The 21,379-nt window shown below is 62.1% G+C and carries 20 protein-coding genes and 2 tRNA genes; 11 read left to right on the top strand and 11 right to left on the bottom strand.

Going from position 1 to position 21,379, the window contains the following annotated elements; genetic code table 11:
* The first annotated feature begins 3 nt into the window (after window positions 1-3).
* The 3 genes from BP737_RS12570 to BP737_RS12560 all read left to right on the top strand — a co-directional run bounded on the left by BP737_RS12570 (window position 4) and on the right by BP737_RS12560 (window position 3,080).
* Complete coding sequence (locus tag BP737_RS12570) at window positions 4-915, top strand: ketopantoate reductase family protein (RefSeq protein ID WP_292409738.1); 912 nt, start codon at window positions 4-6, stop codon at window positions 913-915.
* Window positions 916-934: 19 nt separating this feature from the next.
* Complete coding sequence (mobA, locus tag BP737_RS12565; protein ID WP_292409737.1) at window positions 935-1,552, top strand: molybdenum cofactor guanylyltransferase; 618 nt, start codon at window positions 935-937, stop codon at window positions 1,550-1,552.
* Window positions 1,553-1,820: 268 nt separating this feature from the next.
* Window positions 1,821-3,080, top strand: a complete 1,260-nt coding sequence (locus BP737_RS12560) for a WD40 repeat domain-containing protein (RefSeq protein ID WP_292409736.1) — start codon at window positions 1,821-1,823, stop codon at window positions 3,078-3,080.
* 18 nt (window positions 3,081-3,098) lie between these two features.
* Here the strand turns inward: BP737_RS12560 and BP737_RS12555 are convergent, their stop codons facing one another.
* Together BP737_RS12555 and BP737_RS12550 are read right to left on the bottom strand one after the other, a co-directional pair.
* On the bottom strand, window positions 3,099-3,863 hold the full coding sequence (locus BP737_RS12555) for a dihydroorotate dehydrogenase electron transfer subunit (protein WP_292409735.1): 765 nt from the start codon (window positions 3,861-3,863) through the stop codon (window positions 3,099-3,101).
* The gene (locus tag BP737_RS12550; RefSeq protein ID WP_292409732.1) at window positions 3,856-4,743 is read right to left on the bottom strand and encodes a dihydroorotate dehydrogenase; all 888 of its coding nucleotides are present in this window, start codon (window positions 4,741-4,743) and stop codon (window positions 3,856-3,858) included. The genes BP737_RS12555 and BP737_RS12550 overlap by 8 nt, the downstream gene beginning before the upstream one ends.
* Window positions 4,744-4,951: 208 nt before the next feature.
* Here BP737_RS12550 and BP737_RS12545 point away from each other — a divergent pair, with 208 nt between their 5' ends.
* The 4 genes from BP737_RS12545 (at window position 4,952) to BP737_RS12530 (ending at window position 10,366) form a co-directional block, all read left to right on the top strand.
* Entirely contained in the window at window positions 4,952-5,818 is an 867-nt protein-coding gene (locus BP737_RS12545; RefSeq protein WP_292409758.1) for a malate dehydrogenase, read from the top strand.
* A 19-nt stretch (window positions 5,819-5,837) separates the two neighbouring features.
* The gene (locus BP737_RS12540; protein ID WP_292409756.1) at window positions 5,838-8,249 is read left to right on the top strand and encodes a DNA-directed DNA polymerase; all 2,412 of its coding nucleotides are present in this window, start codon (window positions 5,838-5,840) and stop codon (window positions 8,247-8,249) included.
* A 205-nt stretch (window positions 8,250-8,454) separates the two neighbouring features.
* Entirely contained in the window at window positions 8,455-8,814 is a 360-nt protein-coding gene (locus tag BP737_RS12535; RefSeq protein ID WP_292409730.1) for a BlaI/MecI/CopY family transcriptional regulator, read from the top strand.
* 10 nt (window positions 8,815-8,824) lie between these two features.
* Complete coding sequence (locus BP737_RS12530; protein WP_292409728.1) at window positions 8,825-10,366, top strand: M56 family metallopeptidase; 1,542 nt, start codon at window positions 8,825-8,827, stop codon at window positions 10,364-10,366.
* 152 nt (window positions 10,367-10,518) lie between these two features.
* On the opposite strand, the gene BP737_RS12525 is transcribed toward BP737_RS12530, so the two are convergent.
* The 6 genes from BP737_RS12525 to BP737_RS12500 form a co-directional block, all read right to left on the bottom strand.
* Entirely contained in the window at window positions 10,519-11,112 is a 594-nt protein-coding gene (locus BP737_RS12525) for a hypothetical protein (protein ID WP_342686225.1), read from the bottom strand.
* Between the two features lie 93 nt (window positions 11,113-11,205).
* A complete protein-coding gene (locus BP737_RS12520; RefSeq protein WP_292409726.1) occupies window positions 11,206-11,394 on the bottom strand; it encodes a hypothetical protein in 189 nt (62 codons plus the stop codon).
* Between the two features lie 65 nt (window positions 11,395-11,459).
* Window positions 11,460-11,837, bottom strand: a complete 378-nt coding sequence (locus BP737_RS12515; RefSeq protein ID WP_292409724.1) for a hypothetical protein — start codon at window positions 11,835-11,837, stop codon at window positions 11,460-11,462.
* A 37-nt stretch (window positions 11,838-11,874) separates the two neighbouring features.
* Window positions 11,875-13,146, bottom strand: coding sequence for a S8 family peptidase (locus BP737_RS12510; RefSeq protein ID WP_292409754.1), 1,272 nt, complete (start codon window positions 13,144-13,146; stop codon window positions 11,875-11,877).
* 30 nt (window positions 13,147-13,176) lie between these two features.
* Complete coding sequence (locus BP737_RS12505; protein ID WP_292409722.1) at window positions 13,177-13,815, bottom strand: hypothetical protein; 639 nt, start codon at window positions 13,813-13,815, stop codon at window positions 13,177-13,179.
* Window positions 13,816-14,292: 477 nt separating this feature from the next.
* Complete coding sequence (locus tag BP737_RS12500; protein ID WP_292409720.1) at window positions 14,293-14,724, bottom strand: hypothetical protein; 432 nt, start codon at window positions 14,722-14,724, stop codon at window positions 14,293-14,295.
* A gap of 223 nt (window positions 14,725-14,947) precedes the next feature.
* On the opposite strand from BP737_RS12500, the gene BP737_RS12495 reads away from it, so the two are divergent.
* Both BP737_RS12495 and BP737_RS12490 read left to right on the top strand, forming a co-directional pair.
* The gene (locus tag BP737_RS12495) at window positions 14,948-15,580 is read left to right on the top strand and encodes a hypothetical protein (protein WP_292409718.1); all 633 of its coding nucleotides are present in this window, start codon (window positions 14,948-14,950) and stop codon (window positions 15,578-15,580) included.
* 156 nt (window positions 15,581-15,736) lie between these two features.
* A complete protein-coding gene (locus BP737_RS12490; protein WP_292409716.1) occupies window positions 15,737-16,717 on the top strand; it encodes a hypothetical protein in 981 nt (326 codons plus the stop codon).
* Between the two features lie 9 nt (window positions 16,718-16,726).
* Here BP737_RS12490 and BP737_RS12485 read toward each other — a convergent pair whose 3' ends face one another.
* The 3 genes from BP737_RS12485 to iorA all read right to left on the bottom strand — a co-directional run bounded on the left by BP737_RS12485 (window position 16,727) and on the right by iorA (window position 20,726).
* Window positions 16,727-18,268: a small ribosomal subunit Rsm22 family protein gene (locus BP737_RS12485; protein WP_292409715.1), complete on the bottom strand. Its 1,542-nt coding sequence runs from the start codon at window positions 18,266-18,268 to the stop codon at window positions 16,727-16,729.
* Between the two features lie 95 nt (window positions 18,269-18,363).
* Entirely contained in the window at window positions 18,364-18,960 is a 597-nt protein-coding gene (locus BP737_RS12480) for an indolepyruvate oxidoreductase subunit beta (RefSeq protein ID WP_292409714.1), read from the bottom strand.
* Window positions 18,957-20,726 carry an indolepyruvate ferredoxin oxidoreductase subunit alpha gene (gene iorA / locus BP737_RS12475; RefSeq protein WP_292409713.1) on the bottom strand — a complete coding sequence of 590 codons (1,770 nt, stop codon included), beginning with the start codon at window positions 20,724-20,726 and terminating at the stop codon, window positions 18,957-18,959. Before iorA ends, BP737_RS12480 begins: the two co-directional genes overlap by 4 nt.
* A 107-nt stretch (window positions 20,727-20,833) precedes the next feature.
* Here iorA and BP737_RS12470 point away from each other — a divergent pair.
* Both BP737_RS12470 and BP737_RS12465 read left to right on the top strand, forming a co-directional pair.
* Window positions 20,834-20,906 (top strand) — tRNA-Ile (locus BP737_RS12470).
* Between the two features lie 229 nt (window positions 20,907-21,135).
* Window positions 21,136-21,208 (top strand) — tRNA-Ile (locus BP737_RS12465).
* The last annotated feature ends 171 nt before the right edge of the window (window positions 21,209-21,379 follow it).

The raw sequence follows: 21,379 nt of genomic DNA, 5'->3' as shown, positions 1-21,379 counted from the left end.
CCAATGAAGATCGTGGTCCTGGGTGCGGGGGCGGTCGGCCTGACCGTCGCCGCAAAATTATCCCGCGTCGCGGACGTTCATGCCGTTGCCCGAAAGCGGCATGCGGACGCGATACGGAAACGGGGTTTCCTGATGACCGGAATCTGGGGGGAGGGGGCATACCGTTTCAGCTGCTCCGAGGACCTCCCCGAGATGTGGCAGGATGCCGATTACTATATCATTACCGCAAAGTCTACCGATACCGGGGAGATCTGCCGTCAGTTCGCAGATTCCATCAGAGGCCGGCCGGTGGTGAGCCTTCAGAACGGCATCGGGAACGAGGAGATCATCGGGACCTTCACCGACCGGACCATCGGCGCCATGATCATCACCGGGTTCGAGTGGCAGGACGACGCATCGGTCCATGTCTCGGTGGAGGCGGCGCCCATGAAACTGGGGCGCTACCCGTCCGGCACGAACGACGCGGTTGAGTCTCTTGCGGCCCTCCTCCGGCGGGCCGGTATCCGTGCGGAGGCGACCGCTACGGTTCGGACCGATATCTGGAGTAAAACCCTTTATAACTGTGCGTTAAACCCGCTCGGCGCCGTCATGAACGTTCCCTACGGCGCGCTCACCGACCCGCATGCCTGGGCGATCGTCACCGCAATCGTCCGGGAGGCTTACCGGGTGGCGGAGGCCGAGGGTGTCGCCCTTCCCTGGGAGGCGCCGGAGGCGTACCTGGATTACCTCCGAACCGGGCAGATCCCGGCGACGGCCGCCCACCACTCGTCGATGCTCCAGGACCTCGCTCTCGGGCGAAAAACCGAGATCGACTTCATGAACGGCGCGGTCGCGGCCCTCGCCCGGAAACATGGGATCGACGCACCGTATAACACCTGCATCACGGAATTGATCCACTTTCGGGAACGGCTCTGACGGCCGGAAAGGGAGGAATATGCGGTCTGCGATTGTTCTTGTTGGTGGAGCGGCACGGCGTGCCGGCGGACGGGAGAAGTACTTCTTTACCTTCCGGGGCAGGACGTTCATCGACCGGCTCATCGAGACCCTGCAGGAAGTGGTGGACGAGATCGTGGCGGTCGCACGGGACCCCGGGCAGTGCGAACGATTCTGTCATCTCGAGAATATCCGGTGCATACCGGATATCCGCAAAGACCTTGGACCCATCGGCGGTCTGCACGCGGGGGCGTTTGCGGTGCACGGCGAGTATGTCTTCGTTGTTGCGTGCGATATGCCCTGCGTCAATCCACGGGTGGTGACGATGCTCTTTGACGCCGCTGTCGGCTACGATGCTGCCATTCCGTGCTGGAACGCCGATATGCTCGAGCCGCTTCACGCGGTTTACCGGACGGGCGCATTGATCGGGTACCTGGAGGAGCATGAGTCGCTCTCGCTCCGCGCAATGGTGAGGAGTCTCAATACCCGATACGTGCACATGGAGGAGATCCGCAAGATCGACCCGGACCTGCTGACGTTTACGAACATCAACAACCTGGAAGACCTGGAGACGATCGACCCGTCGGCGGAGCAGGGCCGGGACGATGTATCCGGGTAGCAGGGATTAGCCGGCGTCCGCACCCGGCTCATGCGCCGGCGGTATGCAAAAACTCCTTCTCCCTCGGGGCACGTCTTCTTCGCGTGAGCCCGTGTCGCTTCCTGGAGCCCTTTTTTCCACTAACTATTCTCAGGGTAATTCGTGCGCCCCGGCAACCCCGGGCTGCTCCGGATTGGAGCAGGGCGGGAACCGGCGGAGACCTCCGGGGCGTCGGGCCGGTACGCTTCCCCGAAAAATATATATGCTCTCTCTCTCTAGTCTGGGCCCGATGTCATTTGGGGAAGTGGCTTTGACCCGCTCTACCGCCGGGCGCCCGGGCGGTTCCGGGATTACATGGGCAATGCGTTCCGGTTCGAGGACCCGCAGCCGCGAGGTCGGCAGGTTCCTGACGCCGCTCCTTCTGCTCTGCTGTCTATCGGTGGCCCTGTGCGGTGTCGCCGCAGGCGCGGAAGAGGACTATGCTCCCCTCTGGGGAGTGGGGGTCAATGATGCCGTCCGGTCCGTGGCTATCACCCAGGACGGCTCCAGGATTGTTGCCGGTGCGGGTTCGGGGATATACCTCCTGGACCGGCAGGGGAACGTCCTCTGGAAGATCCTCGTCGGTTCCCGGGTAAACGGCGTGGGGATATCTCCCGAAGGGTCCTACATCGGTGTCGCCGCAGACAAACTCTATCTCTATGACGGGAACGGAAGCCTGCTCTGGACCGAGAAGACGACTTTTATCTACCGGAGCGTGGCGCTTTCGTCGAACGGCACCTATATTGCCGCAGGGTGCGATAACGGTGCGGTCTATATCTTCGACCTGGACAAGAAACAACTCTGGGATTACGATATGGGGACCGATGGTTACGGTATTGCAATCTCGGAAAACGGCCGTAAGATTGCCGTTGGCTGTGACGACCAGGGAGTCTACTACCTGAACAGCCGGGAGGGGGAATCCTGGAGTTACGGGACCGGCAATCTCGTGAAGAGCGTGGCTCTCACCCCCGATGCGCGGTTCGTGGCGGCCGGGTCCTACGACCGCTGCGTCTACCTCTCCACAGGGGAGGGTGAGCACCTCTGGAAATATCCCACAAAAGATGCTATCATCGCGGTAGCCCTGACAAACGAGGCCGATGAGATCTTCGCCGCATCCGGCAGGACCGTCTATGTCCTCGACTGGACGGGCGCGGAACTCCAGAAGATCGCCCTCAGCGGTCGTGCCGAGTCTCTTGCCGTGACTCCCGACGGCTCGTTCCTTGTCGTCGGTGGCGGCGACGGCGATCGGTTCATCCGTCTCTTCACCGACGATGCGTCCCTGCTTGAGGGCAGGGAGCCGGTAGAGGTTGCGGCGAACGAGACCGGACCCCAAAACCAGACGGCGAGCGACACGCCCGCTCGCCTACCCCCCCCGGACAACGGTACGGCTACGGCCGGAGTGAATGCTTCAGCCCGGGATGAAGGGGCCCCGCTCACCTCCCAGGTGGCCGGGTGGCTGGAGAACATCGTAGCCCTCCTCTTTAAGCCCCAGGAAGACTTCCTTGCCTGATGCCCGCGCGGGGGGCACTTAGACCCTGTGCCTGCTCCCGCTCGCGTCGCGCGTGTAGTGTCCGAACTCGCTCTCGATCAGGGCGTCGCCGGAAAAGACGGGGCCGTCCCTGCAGACCCGCAGGCCGTGCGGGTCGGTGCAGCACGAGCCGCAGAGGCCGATCCCGCACTTCATGTAGCGGTGGAGGGAGAACTGTCCCCGCTCCGCACAACCTTCCCGGTCGAGGGCGGCGAGCACCGCAGCCATCATGATCTCCGGCCCGCAGACACAGATGTGGCTGAAGTCGGCAAGGTCGATCCGTGACACGAGCTCGGTCACGAACCCATGGTGACCGGCGGTGCCGTCGTCGGTCGCGACCATCAGCGTCGCCGCTTCCCGTATCCGGCCGGCGAAAAGGAGTTCTGCTGCGGTCCGTGCGCCGAGGAGGAACGTATCCACCTGCCCGGCCGCAACAAGCGGCAGCAGCGGGGAGGCACCGACGCCGCCTGCTATGGCGAGCGTCCTCCCGGAGACCGTAAAACCGTTTCCGTACGGACCCCTGATCCCGATCCGGTCGCCCTCGTGCATCGCAAAGAGGGCGGCGGTCGCATCCCCCACTTTCTGGACGGTGATCGCGGACGGGGAGGAGAGGGCCATCGGGATTTCGTCCACGCCCGGCACCCAGACCATCACGAACTGCCCCGGGCGGGCGGCGATCTCGCGGTCGAAGACGAACGTCCTGACCGACGGCGTCTCCTCTACGATTTTTTGTATCGTAACCCCAACGGGCATCTGCTCATCCATGGGCGCACCCCACGATCTCGCGTGCATCGATGCCGTCGTGGCTGTAGAGGTCGTTTGCTATCGTCGAGAAGATGCCGATATCGTCGACGACCGCGCTCCCGATCTCGACGGCGCTTGCTCCCGCCATCATCATCTCGACGACGTTATCGGCGGTCGAGACACCGCCGCACCCGATAACCGGGATGGAACACGCCTCATAAAGGTCGTAGACGCACCGGACGGCGATGGGAAAGATAGCCTCCCCGGAGAGCCCGCCGAAGCGGTTCCCGAGCACCGGCCGGCGGAGCGCCGTCGAGATCCGCATCGCCTTTACCGTGTTGACCGCAACGACCGCATCCGCTCCGCCGCGTTCCGCAGCCGCTCCGATCCCCCCGATGTCAGCGACGTTCGGGGTGAGTTTCACCCAGGTCGGGACCCCGAGAGCGGTCACCGCCTTCGTACACTCCTCCACGAGAGCCGGGTCGCTTCCGATCGCGGCTCCGTAGCCCGCCGCATGCGGACAGGAGAGGTTCAACTCGAACCCGGACGCCTTACCGGAGAACCATCCGGCGACCGTCCGGAACTCTTCGGGGGTCCCTCCGAAGATGCTCACGATCACCGGTTCGCCCGCGAGAACGGCCAGCTCGTCCGCGAACGCGGCGGAGGGGTTCGGCAGGCCCATGGCGTTGATGATACCGCCGTCGACGACAACCAGGCAGGGTCCGGGATGGCCCGGGTTTGGGCCCGGGCCGATGGATTTCGTGACCACACCCCCCGCACCGTTCGCGAGGACGCGGGCGAGCGACGCCCCGGTGGTTCCGAGGATGCCGGCCGCCAGCAGAAGGTGGTTCTTCAACCGGACGCCGCCGACCTTGATGGGGCCAGGATAAAGCGTAACCATTGAAAAAAGGTAGGAGTGAGGTATTATTATACTCTCGCGCCAAGGTATAATAAGGAATGAATACGCTCCGCTCTCCGGAGCCCGGGTAACCGGTATGGGCGGCGGTGAGAGACCTTACTTCCCTGTTGGATCGTTATTTTCCGTATAGCAGGGTGCTTTCACGCGCGCAGAATCGTTTGCCGTTATCTGAATGTACAGGACCGATACTATGACCTCGCTCGCAATTTTAGGGGTAGGAAAGGTGGGAGGCGAAGCGGCGTTTCTCTCCGCCGCGCTCGGTCTCGTCGACGAGATCGTCGTCTACGACGTGTACGAGCCCCTCCTCCGGGCACAGGTGCTCGACCTGCAGCACACGGGCCTCGACGTCGCGATCTCAACAGAGATGGCGGCGATGCGGGATGCCGATATCTTCGTCTTTGCAGCGGGCACCCCGAGGACGCCCGCTATCAAGACCCGGGCCGACCTCCTCGAGGCCAATGTCCCGGTGGTGGAGCGCTGCAGCAGGCACCTGCAGGGATTTTCCGGGGTCGTCATCACCGTCACGAACCCGATGGACGCAAACAACTACGGCCTCTGGAAGATGCTGGGTATCGACCGGCGGCGGTGCATCGGCTTTGGCGGCCAGCTCGACAGCGCACGGTTTGCCCGTTTCCTCAAAGAGGCCGGGATTTCCGGGCCCGCCTGGGTGCTCGGCGAGCACGGCGATCACCAGGTGCCGCTCTTCTCGAAGACCGGCGCCGATCCCGGTGTCGGGGAGCGGGAGGCGATCCTCTCCCGGATGCGGGGGGCGAGCATGGAGGTGATCCGCGGCAAAGGCGGCACGGTCTTTGGCCCCGCATACCACATCGCCATGCTGATACGCACAATCCTCGACGACCGGCGCGAGGTCCTCCCCTGCTCATGTGTGCTCGACGGCGAATACGGCCTATCCAACTGCTCGCTCGGGGTTCCCGCCCGGATCGGCCGCGAGGGTATCCTCGGCATCGAGGAGTGGGATCTGGACCCGTGGGAGGGTGCGAAGATGGCGGAAGCGGGGGCGTTCGTGCAGACTCTCTGCAGGAGATTCGATGTCTGATCAGGTGTCGGAGTCCCGTATGAGCGTTCCGTCGACCCTGGACGATTTCAGCAGGGCCCGGATCGGCATTCACCAGGTTGAATACAGCGTCGGCGCTGAGACCCCGATCATCCACATCTTCGGCCGGGACGCTTCCGGAAAAGCCGTCCAGGTCGATGTAACCGGCTTTCGGCCCTACTTCTACGTGCCCGCCGACGAGGTGGAGAAGCGTCGACCCCCAGAGGGAGTTGAAGTGGAGCCCGGGACGACCTACCGCTCCATCCGCGGCGAGCTGCTCCGGCGCCTCTACACCCGGCGCCCCAGCGATGTCCGTGACACCCGTAGCCTGTTTCGGGAGCACTACGAGGCCGATATCCCGTTTGCCACCCGTTTCATGATCGACTGCGGTCTTTCCGCCGGCGTGGAGATCCCTGCCGGAACCTCCGTGGTCGACTACCGCGAACTCGCGCCGTCCGATGTCGTAGCCCCCGCGCGCACCTGCATCATGGATATCGAGTGCGTGGACGAGCAGGGGTTCCCCGAGCCCGAACGGGACCCGATAATCTGCGTTACCTGCTGGGATTCTTTCGACGAGGACTATGTGACCCTCCTCTGGCAGCCCGGCGGGGTGCAGGGCGATGTCCCGGACCTCTGTGTCAATGGGCGGCACCGGGTCGTCCGGTATCCCGACGAGGTCTCGATGCTCCGGGGGCTCGTCGACTACGTCCGGAAGCGCGACCCGGACATCCTCTCGGGCTGGAACTTCGTGGAGTTCGATATCCCCTACATCCTGAAACGGATGGCGACGCTCGGCCTCCGGGCCGAGGACCTCGCGCGTCTCCCCGGACAGACCGCGCGGGACGCCGTCCGGGGCAGGGCAATCTTCGACCTTCTCTCCGCCTACCGGAAGATGCACCAGGCCCAGAAGGAGTCCTACCGGCTCGATGCGGTTGCCGACGAGGAACTCGGAGTGACGAAGGTCCGCTATAGCGGAACGGTCACCTCGCTCTGGCGGTCCGACCCGGCGCGGCTTGTGGAGTATAACTGCCGGGACGTCGAACTCTGTGTCGGGATCGATAAAAAGGACAATATCATTGAGTTCTACCGGGAGATCTCCCGGTACGTCGGGTGTCCGCTCGACCGGACGCTGAACTCGTCAAACGTCATCGATATCTATGTCCTGCGGAAGGCGTCGGGCAGGTTCGTCCTCCCCTCGAAGGGGCTCGCCGCCGGGGACGAGTTTGAGGGGGCGACCGTCTTCGAGCCCGCCACCGGCCTCCGGGAGAACGTGGTGGTCCTCGACCTGAAATCGCTCTACCCGATGGCGATGATGACGATCAACGCCTCGCCCGAGACGAAGAACCCGGAGGGCGAGCTGCGTGCTCCAAACGGCGTCCGGTTCTCCCGGGAACCGGACGGGTTAACGAGGAGCATCATCGCCGAACTTCTCGAGGAGCGGGACGAGCGCAAGCGCCTGCGCAATCAGTACCCCTTCGGGTCGCCGGAGTACGTCCTCTACGACCTCCAGCAGAACGTCCTGAAGGTGATCATGAACTCTTACTACGGGGTCTCGGGCTACACCCGGTTCAGGCTCTACGACCGCGAGATCGGGTCGGCCGTCACCTCGGTCGGCCGGGCGATCATCAGGCACACCCGCGACGTCATCACCGGTCTTGGCTATCAGGTCCTCTACGGCGATACCGATTCCTGTATGGTCGAGGTTCCGCCGGGGGACCTTTCGGAGACCATTGAGCGGGCGAGGGCGATTGAAGCCCGGCTGAACGCGAGTTACGGCGATTTCGCGAAGACCGAACTCAACGCCGACAGGCACTACTTCTCCATCAAGTTCGAGAAGGTCTACAGCCGCTTCTTCCAGGCCGGCAAGAAGAAGCGCTACGCCGGGCACCTTGTCTGGAAGGAGGGCAAGGACGTCGACGAGGTCGATGTCGTCGGGTTCGAGATCCGGCGGAGCGATTCGCCGCAGATCACGCGGGAGGTGCAGCGCGACGTCATCGAGATGATCCTCCGCGGGGACGCGTTCGAGGACGTGCAGGGATACCTGCGCGACGTCATCAGGAAGTACCGCCGCGGGGAGTATTCCCTCGACGAGGCAGGCATTCCCGGGGGGATCGGAAAGAGCCTGGAGAGTTACGAGAACGACGACGCCCATATCCGCGGCGCCAAGTACTCGAACAAGTATCTCGGCACCGATTTCAAGCGGGGCAGCAAACCCAAGCGCGTCTACATAAGGACCGTCACGGCGAAGTACCCGCGGACGGATGTGGTCTGCTTCGAGTACGCCGACCAGGTGCCGCCGGAGTTCGTCGTCGACTGGGAGACGATGCTTGAGAAGACGCTCAAGGGGCCGATCTCACGGATCATCGAGCCGCTGGGGTGGGACTGGCACGACGTCGATCCGTCGCGGACGACGCTCTTCGATTTCGGAATGTGACCGTCCAGGGGCGCCCCGGTGGTGGCGCGACCCGCCCGGCCGGAGCAGATGCCCACCTTCTCTTGTTCGCCCCGGCTTTTTCGTGGCTCGGTTGCGAGCCTCCGGAATCATTAAATAGTTTCTTGCGTATCCATTCTATTGCAGTAGAATATAATGTAACATTCTATTGCCGGGGCTCACTGCCCCTCCGAAGGAGTGTACGCAGATGGCGATCAAGTTATTCGATTCCGAACTGAGAGTGATGGACGTTCTCTGGCGGGAGGGGGACACCACCGCGAAGCGGATTGCCGAGGACCTCAAGGAGCAGGTGGGCTGGAGCAAGACCACCACCTACACCGTCATCAAGAAGTGCCTTGACAAAGGAGCTATCGAGCGGCGCGACCCGAACTTTGTCTGCCGCCCGCTGATCACGCGGGAGCAGGCCCGGGAGTTCGAGACCACCGAACTGATCAATAAACTCTACGACGGTGCCGCCGACCAGCTTGTCGCTTCGATTCTCGGGCGCAGGAACCTCTCTCCCGAAGAGATTGAACGTCTGAAGCGGCTTGTCGAGAGTCTGGAATGAGGTGACGACTGTGTCGATCGTGGATATGACCCTCTCCGTCTCTCTCCTCATCCTGGCGGTCGTGGCGATCCGGGCGCTCTTCCTTCACCGGGTGCCGAAAGTCACGTTTCTCGCATTGTGGGGGATCGTGGTCTGCCGTCTGCTCGTTCCGTTCTCGGTCCCATCGCGGTTCAGCGTCTACACGCTGCTCGACCGGGTGAGGGATATGGTTACGGAACCGGTCGGCACTTCAATCTCAACCGGCGGCAGTATCGTCTCCGCTGTCGGAACGCCTGCCCCGGCGGCATCGTCCGCCCTGGCCGTCTCCCCGGTGATGCTGGTCTGGCTGTCGGGTGTGCTTATCTGCGCCCTGTTCTTCGCCGTCACGCACGTGCGCTGCCTCCGCGAGTACCGGACGGCACTGCCGGTCGCAAACGACTTCGTGACCCTGTGGCAGCGGGAACACCCGTTGCGGCGGTCCGTGCGGATCAGGCAGCTGGACACCATCTCCGCGCCGCTGACCTATGGGTTTGTCAGGCCGGTGGTGCTGCTGCCGAAGACGACGGAGTATGCCGACGAAGAGCAGCTGGGATACGTCCTTGCCCACGAGTATACGCACGTCCGGCGGTTCGATGCGCTGGCGAAGTGGCTGCTCGCGGCTGCGCTCTGTGTCCACTGGTTCAACCCCCTGGTCTGGGTGATGTACGTCCTCGCGAACCGCGATATCGAACTCGCCTGCGACGAGGCGGTCGTGCGGACGTTCGGGGAGGCGACAAAGTCCGCGTATGCCCGTGCCCTGATCGGCATGGAGGAGAAGAAGAGCAGGCTGAACCCGTTCTGCAACGGGTTCGGAAAAATTGCAATCGAAGAAAGGATCGTGGCTATTATGAAAACGAAGAGAACGACGACTATCGGTATTGTTCTGGCGCTCGCACTGGTTGTCGGTACCGCAACGGCATTTGCGACGTCGGCAATGATCGATGAAAAGAATCGGGATGAGAATACGACCCACGGGGATGTAGGTGTGAGTACCGCGGCGGGCATGCTTCTCTCCCGGCTTGATGAGGATACGGGAAACGTTGTCATCAGCATGGATAATGGAAGAACATGGATGAGCGAGGAAGACTATGCTAGGGCTTATCCGACGCCCGAGGTCGAATGGTGGACTTACGACGAATATAAGGAATGGCTGGATAATGAGAAAATCCAGTTGCAGAGCATAATTGGGGGAAAAGGCTGGAATCCAACGGACGGCTGGTATGTCTGGACGCAGGAAAAGGTAGATAAGACCGTTAAGATGTACGAGGGAACGTTGGAGGATATTAAAAACGGTATGAAACTGTCCAAAACAGTGGATGGAAGCGACGAGATCGTGATGTCGTACTATCAGGGAGACATAGCTACATCATATGGGGTTTGTATCGTAAACGACGAAGGCAAAGAGGTTCTTTTCGGCCCCTATGACACCGAAGAAGAATTGCTCGCCCAGGTTCGCCCTTATTGCGAGGCAGAGGTAAGGGCTGGCAATATGACCCGGCAAGAGGCCGACGAGATCTTAAGCCGGTATCAGTGATCGGCATGCGAATGAACCCGCGTGCCTCCCGGCGCCAGACCACGGTCGGGAAACACCGGTGCAGGCCCGGGGTTCCCGGGTAACCCCGGCGATCCCGACAGCCGGAATACGGCGCGAGGACCCCCGATTCCGGTGGCCGGAGTTATTCCGCGTCACACGAACTCGAACTCTTTGGTGAAGTTGGGCTCATACCGCACCCGGTATATCGCGGGAGTAAGGGGATCGTCGTGAATCCGAATATCATATGGACATACAGGACTTCCACTCGCTTCTGCGGTATCCCACCAGTTTGTCGTATTCCACTGCACTGTCCAGTTCTCTCCGGGGTTGAGGAAGCATATCACGGCCGGGGTATATCCTGCATCGGCGATGGGCTCCCATGCACCGCTGGTGCACTTGCCTGGCATGCATCCGGATGCGTTCGCGACCCATTTATCAATCCACCATGGGCGTGGGCTGCCGAACTCCACCGGCTCATCGCCACAGTTGACGATGCCAAGCTCCACCACCTCCCCAATATGATAGACGTTCCTGTCCGTGAAGACGTAGACGCCGTTCACCGGCTCCCCCGGGCATACCCCGGGCGGTCCGCAGAAGTCCTCGGGGACGGTGCAGGTCTCGCAGGGCTCCGGTGTGGGCTCCGGGGTGGCGTTTACGGCGGTATCGGCCGGTTCGAGGCACCCGGCGCCGGCAAGGACGACGATAAGGGCTATCATTGCAATGGATACGTGAATCCGTACTTTCATTGTAATTTCTCCGTTTGCGCGCATATCTTCATGTTTCCGGATGAACGGGACCCTTCGGGCTGCATACTGGCCAGAAGCCGTCCGCTTCACCCATCACACAAACTCGAACTCCTTGGTGAAGGTGAGGTTGCCCTCAACGTACTGTATCCGGTCTGCCCGGGATATCCCGATCCAGGGGTACTGTATCCGGTATGTCCTGGGGGTAAGGGTGACGTTGTCGTCCACCGGCCGTACCTCTTTCCCCCACTCCGGAGTATTCCAGCCTGTGGTATTCCACCGCACCGTCTCCGTCTCTCCGGGATGGAGAGGCCATGTCGTTGTTTGAACAAAGCCTGAAACATAGCCAATCATCTCCCATGTACCATCGGTGTCGTTCCCCGGCATGCCCCCGGATGCGTTCGTGACCCATCTTTCAATCCTCCAGGGGATGGGTGAGCAAACATTATGCGCCCATCGCCGCAGTTGACAATACCGAACTCCACTACCTCCCCGATACGGTAGACGTTCTTGTCTGTGAAGACATAGACGCCGTTCACCGGCTCCCCCGGACAGACCGAGGACGGGCCGCAGAATCCCTCGGGGACGGTGCACGTCTCACAGGGTTCCGGTGTGGGTTCCGGGGTGGTGGTGTTTACGGCGGTACCGGTCGGTTCCAAGCACCCGGCGGTCGCGAGAACGACGATGAGGGCTATCATTGCAATGGATACGTGAATCCGTACTTTCATTGTAATTTCTCCGTTTGCGCGTGCAAAATAAGTGGGTTCAGGGGTCGCTGATACTGTAGGCCAGCGCGAGACGCTCCGATGCGCCTTCGAACCGGTATACAATAACCCTCGCCTGGTAATTCCCGCTGATCTCGGTCGTGAACTGGCCGATCTCATAGTTGTTGTCGTAGGACGCCGCGGCTTCAACCTGCTCGCCGTTCGGATCGTAGACAACGAAATCGATATCGGATTCCAGTGGGTCGTTGATCGTGTCGTAAGGCGGGTGCAGATCCGGCGGATGCGAGTCCCACGCGGCGACGACTCTGACCTTCTTCCCGGCGGGGAGACCGCCGAGGACGTAGGTCTTCGGGAAATCGCCGTAGGTCACGGTATTCGCCCACCAGCGGTTGTTCGCGATGGTGTCGTCGGCAATCGAACAGTCGATCCCGCCCGCGCCGTCGCGGTCGCTCAACCTGCTGGCATCCTCGATGTTGTGGATCGCTCCCGCCATGATGGCTGCCTTGACGGCCTCCGGCCAGGACGCAAGCTGGCTCTGCCGGTGCATCAGCAGGGCGGCCTCGCCGGATACTGCCGGTGCGGCGTAACTTGTTCCCGAAAGAGCACTTTCAATCCATGGACTCATGTCTGTTGTCGATGTGATCCGGGTACCTACGGCGACCACCTCCGGCTTCTCCCGATCGCCGTGCTGCGATTCCGGATCGTTATAGCCGGAGTATTGCCACATGGTATCACCTGGCCAGGCTGATGAATCCCGATCATCAAAAGCACCAACGGTAATGACGTTATAGGCAAGTCCAGGACACCATACATTGCCGCTGTTGGGCGGATTGCCCGCAGCGACAACGACGGTCAGATGATTGCTCCAGACGACGTGATCGAGATATTGGTCCATATCATCGAGTTCGCTCAATGTCTCTCCCCCAAAACTGCAACTGAGAATTTTTGCGCCCTGCGTTATCGCCCACTCTGTTGCAGCGACGATATCGGTATCGTCCTCGCTGGGGGCATTTGCAGAGAGCAGCGCCGGTACCCCGTAAGAGATGCCTTTGTACGTTGAGTGGGTGCTTGCAACGATGCCGGCTACCGCGGTTGCATGGGAACTCACAGGCAGATCGGGGCGATACGACGCGCCGTCAAGCAGGTAAGGGTTTGAGAACTGTATCCTCGAATTCTCGGTTCCAACTTCCGGCACTTCCACAATCGCGACCTTGATGCCTGTGCCGGTCACCCCTCTCCCCCAGACGACGTCCGCCTTCACGGTCGGCGCTGCGCTGCTGAGTGCGGGTTCATACTCCCGGGTGATGTCCATCGATACCACATCCGGCCGCTTGCCGAGGTCCTAGATCGTCTCTCGCGAGACCTCCGCGAAGACCACCGGGGCGTACTGACTGGCATAGACTACCGTTGAGTCCTGTGCCTTCAGGAAGTCGATCACCGGCGCTTCATGGGCGGCATACGTGGACCTCTGCAGGCTCAGCAGCTCCTGGTGCTGCTCCTCGCTCAGGTTGCCCTGGAACCGCGACCGGTCCATGGAGGGCTCCGTCAGCCAGACCCAGATAACGACTTTCTCGTCGGAGCGCATGGTCGAGACGCGATCCGCAAGTTCCGGGTCCAGTTTTCCATATCGTTCGCTCTTCTCAGCCGCTTCGGCCTCACTGACGGCATCGATATCGGCGACCTTCCCCTCTTCGTCCAGATACACCCCGTAGACGGCGGACGACTTTTCGTCCAGTATCTTCGCCCCCCAGAAGGTCCGGCCCGTAAGGGGGAACGTGGCAAAGGCTTCGTTTATCAGGGTTAAATTCTCCATGGGGATGCCTTCCCGTGCGGATACGTGTTCGAGCGCTCCCGCTCGATAGGTCTGCAGATCGAACGATTGTTCAATACCCGTCTGTGCGCTCACCATCGGCACAATCGCCATACCGGTGAGGAGGAGTGCCAGAACTACAGGCAGTCCCCCGATTGTTTTTGGTTGCATCGTTCACCTCCGTGTAATGGGATGGAGGCACAGCGCAACGTTTTTACAGTTCGAGAGCCCAGATCGTCATGCCTCCGGGCACGCGGGGTGCGTCATCCGGTCGTCAACCAGGGATGGGTGGCCCCCGCGCACTGCGGGATACCGATTTCGATATCCACGCTGGAGAGCTCAACGTTCCGGTATATACCTTTTCTGTGACACGCAGCTAATCCTCAGGACTGTTGGATCGAATCGTCGCTGAAAACAGCCGTTATGGGCCGGGAAGGAGGGGCGCACGGATGGTGAAAGACCTGCACGGCGAAAGAGAGCCAGGTGCCCGGACGGGCGGTGCCTCACGTATGCGTTATTGTGCCGGCTATCCCCCTGAAACACTCGCGATGGTCTGACGGGGGTTCAAGCGCCGAAGGTGCGACGCGACCCTCTTTCAATAGAGGGTCTGCCGAATGTCGTTGTAAATGTGTTGCGCGGGGGGGAACCTTACGCGAGACCCCACTTCGCACGTTCTTCCCGAAGGAACGTACTGCGCTCGATATTCCTCGACCAGGTGATCCGGCCGTCGACGACCTGCCAGGTGGGCAGCTCCAGGAGTTCGATCCCCTCGGGAACTCCGGCGACGTTCGCCCCGCCGGGTACGACCAGAATCGCCTTATCAACGCTGACGTTTCCTGCGGCAAGCGTCCGGCACCGGACCAGGAGTTCCTCGACCGCCTCCCTTGGGACCACGGGTGTCATCCTTACGTGTACGATCACCCGCTCCATCCTGCCGGCGGCCCGACGGGAGAGCATGCATTCCGGCTGCTCACTGCCGGAGGCGGGATACCATGCAAACTGCCACCCCTCCCCGGGGGAGAACCGCCGGGCAAGGGCCTTCTGGACATCAAGATACGTAGAATCCTTTATGCCACCCATGTCAATATCCTCTGCTCTACTGTATGGTCACAGCTAAATATAAGTATTATAGTTATCGCTTCCCGCCGTTTCTGCATCCATTCGGTGGCGGGTCTCGACCGCCTTTCGTCTCTCCGGACCTGTGCGAAGGAAAACGCGAGGAAAGGCCCGGACCCGCATACCGGTGGAATCCCGAAGGAACGCTTTTATGCTCCGACCGATAGTATGCCCCGGGGCTGTTGGAATGGCAGAGGCAACGCAGACGGAAGCCGGGGTTGTAGAAGCATACGAGAGGCTGGCGCACGAGGTGCTGGAGCGGCCGGAGAGCATCCCGAGCGCCATCCACAACCTCCTCCTGAAACTGGCGGAAACGCATCCCGGAGCGGTTTACTGGATTGTCCGAAAATTCTACCAGGAATACCTCCGGCTCTATGTCTCCGACACCGGGTATATCGGTATCGCAGACAGATACGAGCCGGAACTCCTGTATCCGGGCGATATCGCCCTATATATGGTTCCCGAGAGTCCGCAGCCGGGCGACGTACTTCAGATCACCTTCACCGATAAAAGTGAGGTGAGCGTTTACGTTGTCCACGGCCGGGTCATCCGGTGCAATGAAGACCGGTCGGTACAGGTTGCGGATACCAGCACCGGAGTGGACTATAAGGTCGTCGACTGGAACATCCTCGGGAAGTTAGTCAGGGTTATCCCGTTTGGAACCGATGAATGGCAGGACCTCTTCGCTGCATCCGGTGTCCCGAAGGACTGGATCGCCACGTCGGTTGAGGAGAGCATCCGCTCCATTCAGGGATCGGACGTTCCCGGAAAGGACGAAGTGATCGCGGAGCTCAAGGGCCGCCTTGCGAAACTGGTGTAGCGGGGCGAGAGAGCCGCTATGTCCCCTTTCGGTATAGGCTCCTCCAGGTTTCGCCGCGGCCGGCCGCCGCACCCGCTGCCGAAGGACGTCTCTTGGGCCTCGCTCTGCCGCATACGATACGAACCTTTTTTTCGGAGAACGCGCTACCCTCGCTACATGAAGCATCTGGCAGTGATCATACTCGCTCTGCTCCTCATTCCGTCGGGAGTCCATGCCCTCACCTTCCTCGGCGGGGACCAGCCGGTGATCGACACCCCCATCCCCGACGACGTAATCGTCTCGGGAGGGTCCGTGACCGTCAGCGCCCCTGTAAATAGTCTGACGGTTGCCGGGGGCACGGTGACGGTGAATGCGCCAATCGAGGGCGACGTCATCGCCGCGGGAGGCACCCTGACCGTCAACGGCGACGTCGGTGGGAAGGTGCTCGCCGCCGGGGGCGAGATCGAACTGAACGGGAACGCGACGAACACCCTCATCACCGGGGGCACGGTCCGGATCGGCGAAAATGCCGTCATCGAGCGCGACGCAGTGATCGGTGCGGGAGAGGTCACGAACGCCGGAACGGTCCTGCGCAACCTGACGGTCTCGGCCGACACCTTTACGAACACCGGCACGGCCGGGAACGTGACGTTCGAGGAGGAACAGGATTCGGGATTGCTGCCCGGCCTCTTTGCGGTGTTTGCCGCGATAGGGTTCCTGATCCTCGGGCTCCTCTTCGTCCAGTTCCTCCCCGAACCGTTCGCGGCGGTGGTCCGGCAGATTGAGGCTCGTCCGGTCATCCTCACGGTTGTCGGGTTCTTTGCGATCATCGTATCGGCGATCCTCCTCCTCATCGTTGCCGTCACCATCGTCGGACTCCCTATTGCGCTTGTCGGCGGGCTGCTCTTCATCGTCGCCTTGATGCTCTCGTCGCTCTTTGTCGCGTATGCCCTCGGGGTCGTCATTGCCTCCCGCGCTGGGCGGAAACCGGGGCGTGCATGGACCTTCGTCCTCGGGTTCGTGATCCTGCAGATCCTCTTCTTCATCCCGCTGCTCGGGACGATTGTTCAGGTCGTTGCGGTCAGTCTCGGTTACGGGGGGATCCTCTATGCACTCTGGAGAGCCCCGCCGTCCCGCGCGGTTGAAGGGGCGGCGTAGCCTTTTTTTTTAGTGGGAGGCGCTTTCCCCGTGCGCCTGTCCCGTCTTCGTCCCGGCTCCCGCTCCCGTCGGTCGCTCGACCGGCTCGATCCGGGTCCCCGGCAGGATCACCAGGTTATACGCGTCGTGATCCCGGTTGAAACGGACGAGGACCCCGTAAAACTGGACAATTGCCCCGTAGGCAAGACCTTCGAGCGCATCGCGGTTCGTGCCGCGGAGAGTCGCCGGGGCCACGGCGTAGGTCGGCTCTGCGGGCGTCCCGTCGCAGACCTTGTAGACCTTCGTCCGCTTGTCGCCGAGGTTCCCGGACATCAACGCGGCGACGACGTTGATCTTTCGATCACGGTGCCGGTAGAGGTGGGAGAAGCGGACGAATTTCGCCCCCGCCGGGACACGGTAGGCATGCTGCGTCTCCGGAGCCTTACGCAGGAGTGCGGAGGAATACTTGATATCGACGTTGACGAACCGGTACCCGTCCTTTCCCCCTGCGAGGCGTCCCATCAGCCGGGTCGGCCGGATGTCGCCCTTCTGCTCGAAGGTCCAGCACCGTGCGGGGTTACAGGCGGTACACCAGACAAACGAGCAGGGGCTGTGGATGGTGAGGCCCCGGTCCGCGATTGCGCGCGCGGTCCGGCGCATGGCGATTGCGTTGGCAAGGTCGGCGGGCTCCACGACGACGATCGTCCCGTCTGGCGCGAGATGGTCGGCGAGACCGACGACAAGGTCGGCGCGCCGGTCGATATCCAGATGACGGAGCTCGTTTAAGACGTTTGAGAAGACCATGAGGTCGATTCGGTCGGGCAGGTCTCCGGCGGCGAGCGTCCCGATATCTCCGCGGATAGGCCTATGCACCTGCACCGCGTTTCCTTTCGCTTCGGCAGCGGCCGGAACCAGGGCGTTGTAGGCCTCGAGGTGCTCATCGGAGCGCTCGACGGCGTAGACCTCGGCCGAGCCGTTCCCGACCCGGGAAAAGAGGTCGATGACGGCGAGCGGCACGACCCCCGGCCCGGTGCCGAGGTCGAGGATGCGCATGTGGGGCTTTGCCAGCCCCTGGCCGATGACCTGCCAGAGGATGTGCTCGAACTGCACCAGGTAGACGGGCGCATGGTAGGCCAGGTAGCCGAGAACCGGGTAGGCCTTGCGGTAACTCACCTGCTGCTCTTTCCAGTACCGGCTCTTCTGGGCGAGGATGGCATTCGCTATCCGGTCGAGCACGACCGGGTCGTCGGCAGATTTGCCGGTCTTCTTTCCGATATAGCCCTCGATCAGTCGCTGGATGTAATCAGGCACTTCCGGATTCCGGAAGAACGCGATCTCACGCTCGCGCCCGGCTTCGTCGACCGCGAACCGTTCTTCCGTGCGGCCGATCACGTAATCGTCGCCGGCTGACCGGATCGTCAGGCCGAGGCCGTCGAGGTGCGGGCGGATCTCTCCGGCGAGGCGTTCCAGCGATTGCCCGTATCCCAGGTCTTTTTGCAGTTCCGAGAGCCTGAACGTCGGCTTTGTCCCCAGAAGGTGCTTCAGCGCTGCAGCAGTATCCTGCTCGGTCATGGCGTACCAACTCGGGCGGGGTGACTAATACAGGTTGCGGGCGGCGCTCTGTTGTGCCGCAAAAGAGTGGTGCCGGAAAACCCCGGCGGCCTCGTTCAGGCCGCGCCGCGGCCCAACATTCCTTCCTCCCGTCCCAGCCGGAACGCCCTGGCGTTGACCTCGACGGTCTTTTTCGGGACGCACCGCCGCACGGCTTCTTCGAGGCTCCCGGGCTGGAGCGGGATATCCCCGGACGCCGCGCCGAGCATCACGATGTTCTGCGAGAGGATGCTCCCCGCCTCCTCTGCGAGGCGTGCGGCGTCGATGCAGGTGACCTCGAGATCGGAGAGCGCGGCGAGGATGCTCTCCTCGTCGGGCACGGCGAGTTCCTGCTGGTAGACCGATGTCGGGACGACCAGGTGCCGGTTCACCACGAGCCTCCCTCCGGCCGGGAGGTAGTGGCGGTAGCGGAGGGCTTCGAGGAGGTCGAAGGCAATCAGGAGATCGGCCGTCCCCGGCACGATCAGGGAGCCGAACCGCCCGTCGATGCGGACGTGGCTCTCCACCGACCCGCCGCGCTGCGCCATGCCGTGGGTCTCGGCGCTCCTGACGGTCCGGTTCTCGATGATGCACGCCTCTCCAAGGACGTTCGAAGCGAGCACGGTGCCCTGGCCGCCGATCCCGACGATCAGGATGTCGAACGAGGGTTTCATTGCCGTCCCTCCGCGCCGATCGCACCCGACGGGCATATGTCCGCGCAGACGCCGCATCCTGCGCAGAGTTCGGTTATCGTCGCGATCTTTCCGGAGAACGCTATCGCCGGACAGCCGAACGACCGGCAGGCGCCGCAGCCCCTGCACGCCTCGGGGTCGACCGCATAGGCCTTGCGCCGTATCCCGCTCCGTCGGGCGGTGATGACGCAGGGCTGCTTTGAGATGACCACCCGGACGCCCTTACGTTCTTTTGCCCGGCGGAAGGTGTCGAGGAGCACGGGAAGGTCGTAGGGGTCGATCGTCTCGACCCAGGAGACCCCGCACGACCGGCAGATCGCCTCGAGCGATATGGGGGTGCTCTCGACGCCCATGGCCGTCACGCCGGTGTTGGGGTTCGGCTGGTGGCCGGTCATGGCGGTGATCCGGTTGTCCAGGATGACGACGACCATATCGGCGCCGTTGTAGACGGCATTCAGGAGCCCGGGTATCCCGGTGTGCAGGAACGTCGAGTCGCCGATAGTGCAGACCACGGGGTGCTCCTCGCCCGCCCTGGCGATGCCGCTCCCGACGGTGATCGAAGCGCCCATGCAGATGGTGGTGTCCACCGCCCCGAGCTGGAGCCCGAGGGTGTAGCACCCGATGTCGCTCGGGAAGATCCCATCGCGGAAGACCTTCCGCATCGCGTAGAACGTCGGCCGGTGCATGCACCCGGCGCAGAGGATCGGCGGGCGGGGCGGTACCCCCGGGACCGGGGAAGCCTCCGGGAAGGTCGTTGTGGGGGTGATGCCCGCCTTCTTGACGGCGTCGGCAACGGTTGCCGGGGTGAACTCCCCTTCGTAGGGGACCGTGCCGGTCATCTTGCCGAGGACCTCCGTCTTCGTCGCCACCTGGCGTACCGCCTCCTCGACGACCGGGGCGAGTTCCTCGACGACGAGGACCTTTTCATGCCGGTCGACGAAGCGCCGGAGCCACTCCTCATCGATCGGGTAGGCGCCGATGACCGCGAGCGAGACGTCGCCCCCGAGCACCTCCTGGACGTAGGCGGCGGCGACGCCGCTCGTGACGACGGCGGTGGCGCCCCGGACGGTGTGGCGGTTGTAGCCGAGTTCAACCAGCCGTTTTTTGAGCGCCGGCTGTTTTTCGTTCAGTCTTTGGTGCAGCACCCGGGTGTGTGCGGGGATGACCACGTACTGCTTTGGGTCGCGGTGGAAGGCGGCCGTCCGGTGTTCTGTGCCGACCTCGCCGATACTGACGTCGCCCTTCGAGTGGCAGATACGGGTGGTTGGGCGGAAGATAACCGGCAGGCCGAACTCCTCGGAGAGAGCGAAGGCGTCCCGTATCATATCGTGGGCTTCCTGGACCGATGCCGGGTCGAGACAGGGGAGCCGGGCGAAGTGCGCGTAGCGCCGTGTATCCTGCTCGTTCTGGGAACTGTGTGCAAAGGGGTCGTCCGCAGAGAGGAGGACGAACCCGCCGGTCACCCCGGTGTATGCGCTCGTCATCAGGGGATCGGCGGCCACGTTCAGCCCGACGTGTTTCATGGTGCAGAGTGCGCGCAGCCCGCACCAGGCGGCGGCGAGTGCATTCTCGAAGGCGACCTTCTCGTTCGTGGACCACTCCACGGTGAAGGGGCGCTCCTTCTGAACCCGAAGGACGTCGATCACTTCGGAGGACGGCGTTCCCGGGTAGCCGCTGGCAAAATCGATATTTGCTTCCAGGCATGCATGAGCAATGCCCTCGTTCCCGAGTAGGTATCGTACTGCCATTTGTCACTCAACTGTACTTCTATTATCGGTTTTCAACATAGTGCTTTGGTTGCCGATCCAAAACAATTAGATGCTAAAACGGCAGATAGTATAAGGCAGTCGTACTTGGGCCCGTAGCATAGCCGGTGGTGCACCCGGCTGATAACCGGGAGGTCGTGCGTTCGAATCGCACCGGGCCCATATCCTTTGATCAGTCTCTTCAGGGGAGCCCCGCGGTTCGGCACCACCGGGGCTGCTGTCTCCCTCGTCCTTTCCCATAGATTGACCGGATAGACCCGGCACCGGCGGGCCACGGTGACGGCGTTTCCGGGGAGGCCGCCCGTGCAGCGGAACGGGCGAAGCAAGGTCTTTGCACAATCTTTAAATTGAAGATTATACAACGTTTATAGGCACTACTATGAGTGTATCCGGGCCCGTAGCATAGCCGGTGGTGCACCCGGCTGATAACCGGGAGGTCGTGCGTTCGAATCGCACCGGGCCCACTTCATTCTGCTTTCCTTTCGACGCATTGGGGACGTAAACGGAGTCAACGCGGTGACCGGTTTATTTACTGATCGGGAGGCAGTAAAGTCACTATTCTTTAATTCCTGTCCTGTTTTGCTCAGTTTCTGATTTGCCTTCCTTCTTCATTTTTTTCTCCTGTCCGGACAATT

It is taken from the genome of Methanoculleus sp. UBA291 (assembly GCF_002499755.1).
GTDB lineage: Archaea > Halobacteriota > Methanomicrobia > Methanomicrobiales > Methanoculleaceae > Methanoculleus > Methanoculleus palmolei.
The sequence above is the reverse complement of the archived record's forward strand: the minus strand, read 5'-3'. Positions and strand labels throughout refer to the sequence as shown.

Bases quoted from the DNA above. Each gene is read 5' to 3' on its own strand.
- BP737_RS12515 (WP_292409724.1), bottom strand. From the start codon at position 11,837: ATGAAAGTACGGATTCACGTATCCATTGCAATGATAGCCCTCATCGTC.
- BP737_RS12505 (WP_292409722.1), bottom strand. From the start codon at position 13,815: ATGCAACCAAAAACAATCGGGGGACTGCCTGTAGTTCTGGCACTCCTC.
- BP737_RS12550 (WP_292409732.1), bottom strand. From the start codon at position 4,743: ATGGTTACGCTTTATCCTGGCCCCATCAAGGTCGGCGGCGTCCGGTTG.
- BP737_RS12500 (WP_292409720.1), bottom strand. From the start codon at position 14,724: ATGGGTGGCATAAAGGATTCTACGTATCTTGATGTCCAGAAGGCCCTT.
- BP737_RS12480 (WP_292409714.1), bottom strand. From the start codon at position 18,960: ATGAAACCCTCGTTCGACATCCTGATCGTCGGGATCGGCGGCCAGGGC.
- BP737_RS12490 (WP_292409716.1), top strand. From the start codon at position 15,737: ATGAAGCATCTGGCAGTGATCATACTCGCTCTGCTCCTCATTCCGTCG.
- iorA (WP_292409713.1), bottom strand. From the start codon at position 20,726: ATGGCAGTACGATACCTACTCGGGAACGAGGGCATTGCTCATGCATGC.
- mobA (WP_292409737.1), top strand. From the start codon at position 935: ATGCGGTCTGCGATTGTTCTTGTTGGTGGAGCGGCACGGCGTGCCGGC.
- BP737_RS12495 (WP_292409718.1), top strand. From the start codon at position 14,948: ATGGCAGAGGCAACGCAGACGGAAGCCGGGGTTGTAGAAGCATACGAG.
- BP737_RS12485 (WP_292409715.1), bottom strand. From the start codon at position 18,268: ATGACCGAGCAGGATACTGCTGCAGCGCTGAAGCACCTTCTGGGGACA.
- BP737_RS12560 (WP_292409736.1), top strand. From the start codon at position 1,821: ATGTCATTTGGGGAAGTGGCTTTGACCCGCTCTACCGCCGGGCGCCCG.
- BP737_RS12555 (WP_292409735.1), bottom strand. From the start codon at position 3,863: ATGGATGAGCAGATGCCCGTTGGGGTTACGATACAAAAAATCGTAGAG.
- BP737_RS12535 (WP_292409730.1), top strand. From the start codon at position 8,455: ATGGCGATCAAGTTATTCGATTCCGAACTGAGAGTGATGGACGTTCTC.
- BP737_RS12540 (WP_292409756.1), top strand. From the start codon at position 5,838: ATGAGCGTTCCGTCGACCCTGGACGATTTCAGCAGGGCCCGGATCGGC.
- BP737_RS12510 (WP_292409754.1), bottom strand. From the start codon at position 13,146: ATGGACATCACCCGGGAGTATGAACCCGCACTCAGCAGCGCAGCGCCG.
- BP737_RS12570 (WP_292409738.1), top strand. From the start codon at position 4: ATGAAGATCGTGGTCCTGGGTGCGGGGGCGGTCGGCCTGACCGTCGCC.
- BP737_RS12525 (WP_342686225.1), bottom strand. From the start codon at position 11,112: ATGAAAGTACGGATTCACGTATCCATTGCAATGATAGCCCTTATCGTC.
- BP737_RS12545 (WP_292409758.1), top strand. From the start codon at position 4,952: ATGACCTCGCTCGCAATTTTAGGGGTAGGAAAGGTGGGAGGCGAAGCG.